Genomic DNA, 10,945 nt, shown 5'->3' with positions numbered 1-10,945 from the left:
TTATAAACACCAGGAATAAAATAGTTTTTCATTGTATCCCCTACCCATTTCATTGCTTCAGAAGGAGTCATTTTCCAGTTTGTAGGGCAGGTTGAAAGAACTTCAACAAAAGAAAATCCCTTATTTTCTACTTGGTATGTAAATGCTTTTTGAATTGCCCTTTTTGTTTTTATAATTTCAGGTACATTTTCTATTGTAGTTCTTTCAATATAAGAAGGACCAGCTAATGTTGAAAGGAGTTCGCACATTCTTATAGGATAACCATGATATGATGTGTCTCTTCCATAGGGAGTTGTTGTTGTTTTCTGCCCTGGTAATGTAGTTGGAGCCATCTGCCCTTTTGTCATTCCATAAACAGCATTATTTATAAAAATTACTGTTATATTTTCTCCTCTTGCAGCACAATGTATAATTTCAGCAGTCCCAATAGCAGCAAGGTCTCCATCTCCTTGATATGTAAAAACAATCCTATCAGGATAAACTCTTTTTATAGCAGTTGCAACAGCAGGACATCTACCGTGTGCTGCCTCTGTTACATCAAAATTAAAATAGTTATAAGATAGTACTGCACAGCCAACAGGAGCAATAGATATTGTTTTTTCTCTTATATCCAGTTGGTCAATAACTTCTGCAATAATTTTATGAACAATTCCATGCCCACATCCAGGACAATAAATTGTAGTATTATCTGTTATACTTTCTGGTTTTTTATAAATAACTTTCATATTTTTTTTATCTCTTTAAATATCTCTTCTGGTGTTGGAACTCCCCCACCAGGTCTTCCATAAAAGAAAATTCTCTTATTACTTGTATTTGATATTTTAACATCATCAAGCATTTGTCCTAAATTCATTTCTATAACAAGAATTTTTTTTACGCTTTTTATAAAATCAGATAATTGCCTATATGGAAATGGCCATAAAGTAATTGGTCTAAAAAGAGATGCCTTTATGCCATTTTTTCTTGCCTTTTTAAGGGATTCAAGAACAATTCTTGCACATGTTCCATAACTGACAATTCCAAGTTCTGCATCATCAGAAAAATATTGCTCATACCTTATTTCTTTTTTCTCAATTCTCTCATATTTTCTTGCTAATTTCCAGTTATGTGTTTCAAGTACCCCAGGAGTTAAAAAAAGTGATTTTATTGAATTTGGTTTTCTCCCTTTACATCCAGTTAAAGCCCATTTTTTTTCAGGTAATTTCTTTTTTTTTGGTTTTAAATTAACTGATTCCATAACCTGAGCAATAATACCATCCGCAAGAATAAGAACTGGATTTCTATATTTATCAGCAAGGTCAAAAGCAAGATAGGTAAAATCGTAAATTTCCTGAACACTATATGGAGCAAGCACTATTGTTCTATAATCACCATGACCACCACCTCTTGTTGCTTGAAAATAATCTGATTGAGATGGGGTAACATCCCCAAGACCTGGACCACCCCTATTCATATTTATTATAACAGCAGGTAATTCGCAACCAGCAAGATATGAAATTCCCTCTTGTTTTAAGGAAATACCAGGAGAAGATGAAGATGTCATCGCTCTAACCCCAGCAGCAGAAGCCCCAAAGACCATATTTATTGCACTAATTTCACTTTCTGATTGTATAAAAATTCCACCTTCTTCTGGTAACCTATAACTCATATACTCTGGAAATCTATTTTGTGGAGTAATAGGATATCCAGCATAAAATTTACAGCCAGCAGAAATTGCCCCTTCCCCTGCTGCTTCACACCCATTTAACAACAATTTTTTCATTTTCTTTTCCAATTCCCCTTTGCATCCTGTATCCATGTTCCAGAGGGAGAATATTTTATTGATGTTTCTGCAAATATCTCTCTAAATTTTTTTTCTTCTTTGGCAGGAGCATTGTTAATTTTCATAAGTTCACTTATTATTATATCTCTTTGTGTATTTTCATTTTTTACAAGTTCTCTTAATTCAGTTTCTTTCTGCTTATCATCTGGTACCTGTTTTATAACAACTTTAAAATCGTTTGTTTCTCCAACATATCCATCTTTTTTAAATTCATCTAATTTACTTCTCCAACTATTTATTTTTTCCTGTGCCTGTCTTATAACTGGAGAATCAGTTTTAAGTTCTTTTCCAACAACAACTTTTTCATCTGCATAAAGATTTTTAGTAAAATTATATTTTAGAAATCCAGATGGAGAAGATGGTGCTGGAGCAAGAATATCTTCTGCTGCTTTCTTAATCTTCTCTTCGGGAAAAGTCACATACACATTGACAACCGCACATCCAGCAAAAAGAACTACCAGCAAAAAAATAATAATTTTTTTCATTTTGCCTCCTTTTACATAATTATAGTCCTATCCTTTAATAAAAGTCAACCCTTAAATACATTAAATTTTTTTAAAAAACTTTTTTATGATACTATTATTAAGTGAAAATTACAATTAAAGTGAAAACAGACGCAAAACAGGATAAAATTGAGGAAAAAGAAGGAATTTTTTCTGTTTGTGTCAAAGAAAGGGCAGAAAAAGGGAAAGCGAATAAGAAATTGATTGAAATTCTTTCTAAATATTTTAATGTGCCGAAACAAAATATAGAAATAATAACAGGAAAAACAAGCAGAAATAAAATAGTTGAAATTTACCAGAAATAAAATGAGTGAACAACAACTTATTGAAAGAGCAAAAAAAGGTGATACAAAAGCATTTGAAGAACTGATGAAAAGAACACAAACTAATATTTATAATTTGGGCTTTAGATTACTTGGAAATAAAGAGGATGCGGCAGACCTTATGCAGGATACATATATAAAAGCATATGAAAATCTTGATAAATTTGAAGGCAGGTCTTCTTTTTCAACATGGCTATATAGAATTGCTACAAATAATGCCTTGATGAAATTGAGAAAAGAAAAAAATAAAAACATATCAATAGATGAAATAAAGAAAATTGGAGATAAAGATTACAAAATAGAAATTTCTGATTGGTATGAAAATCCTTCGTTATATTTTAAAAGCAATGAATTAAAGCAACAACTTCAGGAGGCAATTGATTCACTTCCACCAAAATACAAATCAGTTTTTATTTTACATGATATTGAAGAACTACCTATATCAGAAGTTGCAAAAATTCTTTCTTTATCAATACCAGCAGTAAAAACAAGAATTCATAGAAGCAGGATGTTTTTAAGAGAAAAAATTTCTGAATATATTAAAAAACATGGGAATTAAAATGAAATGTAAAGATATTGAAAAACTTATTTCTGAATATATTGATGGAGAACTTGAAAAACCCATTAATGACTTAATTAAAGAACATATTAAAATATGTGAGAAATGCCTTTCTTTATTTGAATCACTGGAGAAAACAATTTTTTTAAGTAAAAAGATTTATAAAAAGAAAAGTGTTCCAAAAGTAATAAGTAAAAGAATATATCATCAAATAGAAATAAAATTTAAAAAATGAAACCTGCACCTTTTTTTTGCATCTAAAAATAAAAAAAAGGGAGGTGATGAGATATGGCAAAATTAGCAAAATGGTCACCTTTTAAAGAAATTATGGATGTAAGAGATGATTTTGATAGATTGGTTGATAGAATTTTTAATAGAGACCTTGATTTATGGGAGGGAGGAAGAGTCCCAGCGATTGATGTTTATGAAGAAGGAGATAACATCATAGTAAAAGCAGAAATTCCGGGTGTAAAAAAAGAAGATATTTCTGTTTCTCTTAATGGTGATATTCTGACTATATCAGGAAAGAGCCAGGAGGAAAAAGAAGTTAAAAAGGAGAATTTTTATAGAAAAGAAATAAGGAGTGGAACTTTTTCCAGAAGTTTAACTCTTCCTGCTCAAATTGATAAAGATAAAGTAAAAGCATCATATAAGGATGGAGTTCTTCAACTTACTCTCCCAAAATCACCAGAAGAAAAGAAAAAAGAAGTGAAAATTAAGGTTGAATAAAAAAATAAGAGGGGGGCAAAACCCCCTCTTCTCTATTACTATGCTTTCAAAAGTCAGGTCTATAACAATATGGGGTATTGAAGGTTTCCCCATAGAGGTTGAAGTTGATATTGCTAGAGGTATACCTGGTATATCTGTTGTTGGACTTCCTGACCAGGCAGTAAAAGAAAGTAGAGATAGAATAAAACCAGCAATAAAAAACTCTGGATATGAATTCCCAAACAGAAAAATTGTTATAAATCTTGCCCCTGCTGATATAAAAAAAGAGGGTTCTTATTTTGACCTACCAATTTCAATAGGAATTTTATCTGCACTTGGATATATCCCAAAAGATACTCTTTCAAATTACTACATTGTTGGAGAACTTGCTTTAAATGGTGATGTAAGACCTGTCAAGGGAATTTTACCAATGGTTTTAAAATTAAAAGAAGATGGTTGCGATAAAATTATACTTCCTGACGAGAATAAATTTGAAGGAGGAGTAGTTGAAGGAGTTGAAATTTATCCAGTTAAGACATTAAATGAAGCATCCTCTTTTTTAAAAGGGGACACTCAAATTAAACCATTTAAAGTAAATTTTAATGACCTTTTTGAAGAAAAAGATAAATATTCTGTTGATTTTAAAGAAGTAAAAGACCAGAAATATGTTAAAAGGGCTGTTGAAATTGCTGTTAGTGGTTTTCATAATATCCTTATGTTTGGAAGTCCCGGAGCAGGGAAAAGTATGATTGCTTCAAGAATTCCAACAATTTTACCCCCCTTAACTCTGACAGAATCACTTGAAATTACAAAAATTCATTCAGTTGCAGGTATTTTAAAAACACCAATAGTAATTGAAAGACCTTTCAGGTCTCCACATCATACAATTTCTGATATTGCCCTAATAGGTGGAGGAACAATACCAAAACCAGGAGAAATATCTCTATCTCATAATGGAGTGTTATTTCTTGACGAACTGCCTGAATTTAAAAGAAATGTTCTTGAAGCATTAAGACAACCACTTGAAAATGGTAATGTCTCCGTTTCAAGAGCAAAAGGGAGAGTTGATTTTCCTGCAAGATTTTTATTTGTTGCTGCTATGAATCCCTGTCCATGTGGATGGTATGGAGATATTCATCATACCTGTAATTGCACACTTTCACAGATATTAAAATACAGAAAGAAAATATCAGGACCCCTGCTTGATAGAATTGATATACACATAGAAGTAACAACTGTTCCAGCAGATGTTTTAATTGAAGATAGAGAAGAAGAATCATCCGAGGAAATAAGAAATAGAGTTGTAAAAGCAAGACAAATACAAAGGGAGAGATTTAAAAATAAAGGGATTTATTTTAATGCATATATGAATTCCCAGCAGATAAAAAAGTATTGTATTATAGAAAAAGAAGGTGAAGAAATTTTAAGGGAAACAATGAGAAAAGTTAATTTTTCAGCAAGGTCATATGATAAAATAAGAAAAGTAGCAAGAACAATTGCAGACCTTGATGCATCAGAAATAATAAATGCTTCTCATATTTCAGAAGCAATTGGTTATAGAAACACTGATTTAGATATTTTGTAATTTTACTTACGAAGTTAAAAAATATTTACAAATCAAAAACTTATATTTTCCATAATTTTGTCCAATAGAAAAATTCAAATATTATTTTTTTCAAATAACCAATTAAATTTAATATATCTCAATATAAAGATGTTGAAAAATAATTAATGATGATGGTAAAATAATACAACTTCATTTTAATGACCTTAAATTAACCTTAAAAATGGAAGAAATAAAAGTAAGAACTGGCTATAAAATTGAAAATTATATTCTTGAAGAGATGTTAGGAGCAGGTGGGTTTTCTACTGTTTATAAGGCAAGAAGTATAGACCCACAACCAGAATATGACCCAGTTATTGCAATTAAAGTGTTGCATCCAAGACGTCTTGATAGATATCAAATAAGAAGGTTTATAAGAGAAGCAAAAATCGCTAAAAAACTTATACATCCAAATATTGTGAAGGTTTATGATTTTAAAAAAGATGAAGGGGCTTTTTTTATTTTTATGGAGTTTCTTGACGCAGACCTTCTAAAATGTATACATACCAGAAGAGAAATTTTCTCTCCTTCAATTTTAGAAGAAATTATTTTAAAATCAGCAAAGGGATTATCTTTCATTCACCAAAATAGAATTATCCATAAGGATTTTAATCCTTCCAATATTCTTGTAAATTTCTCTCTTGAAAAAGTAAAAATAACTGATTTTGGTTTATCAGTAAAAAACACATTTTTTTATAAAGAAAAAAGAGAAGGTGGTACACTTGATTATACAGCACCTGAAATTATTAAAGGGAGAAAAGCAAGTATAAGAAGCGATATATACTCTTTTGGGAAAACAGTTGAAAAATTATATAATGAACTTAATTTCCCAATACCAGATACATTTAGATATATAATAAATATCTCAACAAGAGAAAACCCCGATGAGAGATTTTCCAATATGGAAGAAATAATATATATGTTTGAGGACTATGAAATTTGAAATTGTTTATTCACCTGATTTTCTTCGGTATTACGAAAAAGGTCATCCTGAATGTCCTGAAAGGATAAAAGTTATATACAATTTTTTAATTAAAAAAGGAATAAATAATTTTGTTGGAGTTGACCTTTATAATGAGGACTTATTGTTTCTTGCACATAGTCGGGAATTTGTTGAAAATGTTAAGAATAATAATTTTTCTGCTATGGATACACCTGTTATCCTGGATATTTACAAATATGCATTCCTTTCTGTTTGTGCAGGAGTTAAAGCAAGTGAAATATCCTTAGAAACATCAAATATAGGTATTTCTCTTTCGCGTCCACCAGGTCATCATGCAGGAAAACACTTTCTTGGTGGTTTTTGTTATTTTAATGGTATAGCAGTAGCAGTTAAAAAAATCATAAATGAAGGGAAAAAAGTTGCAGTCCTTGATATTGATGGTCATCATGGAAATGGGACAGAGGATATTTTAAAAATGGGAAAAAATGTTATTTATGTTTCAATTCATCAATTTCCCGCTTTCCCGGGAACAGGAAATTTCTCTTTTGAAAACTGTTATAATTTCCCAATTGCCCCTGGAACAGGAAATAAAAAATATCTTGAAAAATTTTATAATACATTAAATATAATAAAAGAATTTTCTCCAGATATTATTGGTATTTCTCTTGGCTTTGATACCCATAAAAAAGACCCCCTTCTTTCTCTTAATCTTGAAGAGTCGGACTATTATCTGATGGGAAAAGAAATTGGTAAAACAGGTATGAATTTATTTATTATATTTGAAGGTGGATATAACCTTGATGTTTTAGGTAGTTCATTTTATTGTTTTATAAAAGGAATTGAAAGAGGAAGGGAAAAATGAAATATATTATTGAGATTTTTTACAAAGAAAATGTATTTGATGCTTTTGGAAATGAGACAAAAAAAGGGGTTGAAGAAATGGGGATATATGATGTAAAAAAAGTAAATGTTTCTGACCTTTATGCATTTGACGGTAATGTAGAAATAAAAGAAATAAAAGAAATTGCTGAAAACATACTTCTTGATAGGGTCTCTCAAAAATATTCTATAAATATAGAGACAACAAAAGAAAAAAATTTATACCTCGTTGAGATATGGTATAAAAAAGGTGTTACCGATATGGTAGCAGAAACAACAAAGAAAGCAATTTCTGATTATGGGTTAAAAAAGGATATAAATATATCAACAGGGAAAAAATATTATATTTATTGCAGTTTAAAACAAACAGAGATTAAAAAAATATGCGTAAGATTACTTGCAAATCCTTTAATACATGACTACAAAATAAAAAGAGGAAATTAGATGAAATATGCTAAAGAAATTGAAATAATTGGAAAAGGTGATAGACAATTGCTTGAAATAAGTAAAAAGGGACTTCTTTCTCTTGATATAGATGAAATGAGAGCAATAGAGAGGTATTTTAAAACAATTGGGAGAAATCCGAGTGATTGTGAATTGGAAACAATTGCCCAAACATGGTCAGAGCATTGTTATCATAAAACATTTAAAGCAAACATTAAATATCAGGAAAAAGAAGGAAAGAAAAAAAAGGAAAAAAATGTTGTTTTATTAAAAGAAATTATGAAAGTTACAGAAAAATTAAATAGTCCATTATGCATTTCTGTTTTTAAAGACAATGCCGGTATTATAAAATTAGATGAAAAATATGGGGTTGCTTTTAAGGTTGAAACTCATAATCACCCATCAGCACTTGAACCATATGGAGGAGCAGGAACAGGAATAGGAGGAGTAATAAGAGATATTCTTGGAGCAGGTTTAGGAGCAAAACCAATATTAAATACGGATATTTTTTGTTTTGGTAATATGGACACACCTTTTGAAAAACTTTCAGAAGGAGTGTTGCATCCAAAAAGAATTTTTAAAGGAGTTGTAAGTGGGGTGAGGGACTATGGCAATAGAATGGGAATTCCAACAGGAAACGGTGCTATTATTTTTGATGAGAGATATACAAATAATTGTCTTGTCTATTGTGGAACAGTTGGTTTAATTCCAATTGATAAAGTTGAAAAAAGAAATGTTGAAAATGATTATATTGTAGTTGTCGGAGGAAAAACAGGAAGGGATGGTATTCACGGAGCGACATTTTCTTCAACAAGTTTAGATAAAGATATTCCCACAAGTGTTGTTCAAATAGGTAACCCAATAATTGAGAAAAAAGTTCTTGATTGTCTTCTTGTTGCCAGAGATAAAGATATGTATAACTCAATAACTGACTGTGGAGCAGGAGGGCTTTCATCTGCCATTGGTGAAATGGGAGAAAAGGTAGGAGCAGTAGTTTATTTAGATAAAGTTCCTTTAAAATATGAAGGACTTAATGGCTGGGAAATATGGATTTCTGAATCACAGGAAAGAATGGTTTTATCTGTCCCTGAAAATAAATTAAAGGAATTAATAGAACTTTTTTCTTCAGAAGATGTTGATGTCTCTGTTATTGGAAAATTTGAAAAAACAGGAAAGTTAATAATTCATTTTAGAGATGAAATTATTTGTGATATTGATATGAAATTTTTGCATAAAGGACTGCAAAAAAAATCATTGGAAAGTAAATTTGAAATAAAAAAAATAAAAGAAAAATGTAAAAAGAAAATTGATTTAAAAGAAGGTATTTTAAAAGTTATTTCAAGTCCTGTAATTTCTTCAAAGGAAGAAGTAATAAGACAATATGACCATGAAGTCCAGTCAAGAACTATTTTAAAACCACTTATAGGACAAAATGGTCCATCTGATGCAGTTGTTCTTAAAGTTCATTATGATAAAAATTATGGTATTGCAGTTGGATGTGGAATAAACCCATTTTATGGAGATATTGACCCTTATTATATGGCTGGCTGTTGTATAGAAGAAACAATTAGAAATTTAGTTTGTGTTGGGACAAATCCTGAAAAAATTTTTATACTTGATAATTTCTGCTGGGGAGATATTGGAGATAAAAAACAATTAGGTTCACTCGTCAGATGTGTTAACGGCTGTAAGGATTTTGCATTAAAATATAAAGTTCCTTTTATTTCTGGTAAAGATAGTTTAAATAATTATTTTATTGATGAAAAAAGAAGAAAAATTTCAATTCCAGGGACACTTTTAATATCGGGCTTGGGTATTATTGAAAATATTGATAATGTTATTTCATCTGACCTTAAAAAAGAGGAAAATTTAATTTATATATGCGGAGAAACAAAAAGAGAAATGGGAGGAAGTCAATTTTTCAGGACATATAATTTTAATGGAGGGCGGGTTCCTGTCCCAGAACCAGCAAAAACAACAAAATTAATAAAAAAAATTTATAAGGCAATAAATAAAAATTTAATTAGAGCATGTCATGATTGTTCTGATGGTGGTTTTTCAACATGTATTTCAGAAATGGCAATTGGTGGAAGAAAAGGAGCAGAAATTTATCTTTCTAAAATTCCTTCAAAAGACAGAAAAATTGATACATATCTTTTTTCTGAGACACAGGGAAGATTTGTTGTTGAAATAGAGGAAAAAGATAAAAAATTATTTGAAGAAACTATGAAAGGAAGTGAATTTTCATGTATTGGTAGAGTTAATAAAAGTAATTACTTAAAATTTTATTCTGGGGAAAAAGAACTTTTTTCATTGGATATTGAATTACTCTCTAATAAATGGAGAAGTGGAGTTAAATGGTGAAAGTAAATGTTTTAATTTTAAGAGTTGCAGGGACAAATTGCGATTTAGAGACAGAGTGGGCTTTTAAACTTGCTGGTGGGGTTCCTGAAAGAATACATATAAATAGAATAATTGAGAATAAAAAATTATTAGAAAAATATCAGATTCTTATTATTCCTGGTGGTTTTGCTTATGGAGATGATATTTCAGCAGGGAAAGTCCTTGCAAACCAAATAAAATTCAAATTATGGGATGAAATGCAAAAATTTATTGAAGATAAGAAAGTTATAATTGGGATTTGTAATGGATTCCAAGTTCTTGTAAAAAGTGGAATATTACCATGGATAGGAAAACAATCAGTCACACTTACATGGAATAACTCATCAAAGTTTGAAGACAGATGGATTTACCTTAAACTTGAAAATAGTGTTTGCCATTTTTTTAAGGGATTGCCTGAAATAATAAAATTACCTGTTGCACATGCAGAAGGAAAATTTATTCCTGAAAACAAAGAAATATTAAAGAAAATAAATGAAAAAAAACTTGTTTTATTTAGATATTGTGATAAAAATGGGGAGTATTCTTCTTATCCATATAATCCCAATGGGTCGGTTGAAAATATTGCAGGTATATGTAATCAAACTGGGCTTGTATTAGGCATGATGCCACATCCAGAAAGATGTGTTTTAAAATATCATCTTCCTGATTGGACAAATTCTTCAAAAAATAAATATACTTATGGATTTAAATTCTTTAAAAATGTGGTAGAATATTTCTCTTGAAAAGGGTTATAATAATACTTATTAAGTAAATGGAAA

General features: G+C 30.0%; 13 protein-coding genes. 10 read left to right on the top strand and 3 right to left on the bottom strand.

Features of this window, described 5'->3' with window-relative positions:
• The 3 genes from PLW95_01635 to PLW95_01625 form a co-directional block, all read right to left on the bottom strand.
• The coding region (locus PLW95_01635) for a thiamine pyrophosphate-dependent enzyme (GenBank protein HOV21371.1) at positions 1-725 on the bottom strand (725 nt) is incomplete at its 3' end.
• Positions 722-1,762, bottom strand: coding sequence for a 3-methyl-2-oxobutanoate dehydrogenase subunit VorB (locus PLW95_01630; protein ID HOV21370.1), 1,041 nt, complete (start codon positions 1,760-1,762; stop codon positions 722-724). The genes PLW95_01635 and PLW95_01630, both read right to left, overlap by 4 nt.
• Positions 1,759-2,307 (bottom strand): DUF1318 domain-containing protein, encoded by a 549-nt coding sequence (locus PLW95_01625; GenBank protein HOV21369.1) that lies wholly within the window; start codon positions 2,305-2,307, stop codon positions 1,759-1,761. The genes PLW95_01630 and PLW95_01625 overlap by 4 nt, the downstream gene beginning before the upstream one ends.
• Before the next feature lie 101 nt (positions 2,308-2,408).
• Between PLW95_01625 and PLW95_01620 the strand changes: the two genes are divergently transcribed.
• The 10 genes from PLW95_01620 to purQ all read left to right on the top strand — a co-directional run bounded on the left by PLW95_01620 (position 2,409) and on the right by purQ (position 10,909).
• Positions 2,409-2,630: a DUF167 domain-containing protein gene (locus PLW95_01620; protein ID HOV21368.1), complete on the top strand. Its 222-nt coding sequence runs from the start codon at positions 2,409-2,411 to the stop codon at positions 2,628-2,630.
• On the top strand, positions 2,611-3,207 hold the full coding sequence (locus PLW95_01615; GenBank protein HOV21367.1) for a sigma-70 family RNA polymerase sigma factor: 597 nt from the start codon (positions 2,611-2,613) through the stop codon (positions 3,205-3,207). Before PLW95_01620 ends, PLW95_01615 begins: the two co-directional genes overlap by 20 nt.
• Position 3,208: 1 nt before the next feature.
• A complete protein-coding gene (locus tag PLW95_01610; GenBank protein HOV21366.1) occupies positions 3,209-3,442 on the top strand; it encodes a zf-HC2 domain-containing protein in 234 nt (77 codons plus the stop codon).
• Positions 3,443-3,495: 53 nt separating this feature from the next.
• The gene (locus PLW95_01605) at positions 3,496-3,936 is read left to right on the top strand and encodes an Hsp20/alpha crystallin family protein (protein ID HOV21365.1); all 441 of its coding nucleotides are present in this window, start codon (positions 3,496-3,498) and stop codon (positions 3,934-3,936) included.
• 40 nt (positions 3,937-3,976) lie between these two features.
• Positions 3,977-5,500, top strand: a complete 1,524-nt coding sequence (locus tag PLW95_01600) for a YifB family Mg chelatase-like AAA ATPase (protein HOV21364.1) — start codon at positions 3,977-3,979, stop codon at positions 5,498-5,500.
• A gap of 202 nt (positions 5,501-5,702) precedes the next feature.
• Positions 5,703-6,461: a serine/threonine-protein kinase gene (locus PLW95_01595; protein ID HOV21363.1), complete on the top strand. Its 759-nt coding sequence runs from the start codon at positions 5,703-5,705 to the stop codon at positions 6,459-6,461.
• Positions 6,451-7,323: a histone deacetylase gene (locus PLW95_01590; GenBank protein ID HOV21362.1), complete on the top strand. Its 873-nt coding sequence runs from the start codon at positions 6,451-6,453 to the stop codon at positions 7,321-7,323. The genes PLW95_01595 and PLW95_01590 overlap by 11 nt, the downstream gene beginning before the upstream one ends.
• Complete coding sequence (locus tag PLW95_01585; protein HOV21361.1) at positions 7,320-7,784, top strand: phosphoribosylformylglycinamidine synthase subunit PurS; 465 nt, start codon at positions 7,320-7,322, stop codon at positions 7,782-7,784. Before PLW95_01590 ends, PLW95_01585 begins: the two co-directional genes overlap by 4 nt.
• Positions 7,785-10,148, top strand: coding sequence for a phosphoribosylformylglycinamidine synthase subunit PurL (gene purL / locus PLW95_01580; protein HOV21360.1), 2,364 nt, complete (start codon positions 7,785-7,787; stop codon positions 10,146-10,148).
• Positions 10,142-10,909: a phosphoribosylformylglycinamidine synthase I gene (purQ, locus tag PLW95_01575; GenBank protein ID HOV21359.1), complete on the top strand. Its 768-nt coding sequence runs from the start codon at positions 10,142-10,144 to the stop codon at positions 10,907-10,909. Before purL ends, purQ begins: the two co-directional genes overlap by 7 nt.
• Positions 10,910-10,945: the final 36 nt, after the last annotated feature.

Source organism: bacterium, assembly GCA_035370465.1.
Classification (GTDB): domain Bacteria; phylum Ratteibacteria; class UBA8468; order B48-G9; family JAFGKM01; genus JAGGVW01.
This window is presented reverse-complemented; position numbering and strand designations above follow the sequence as displayed.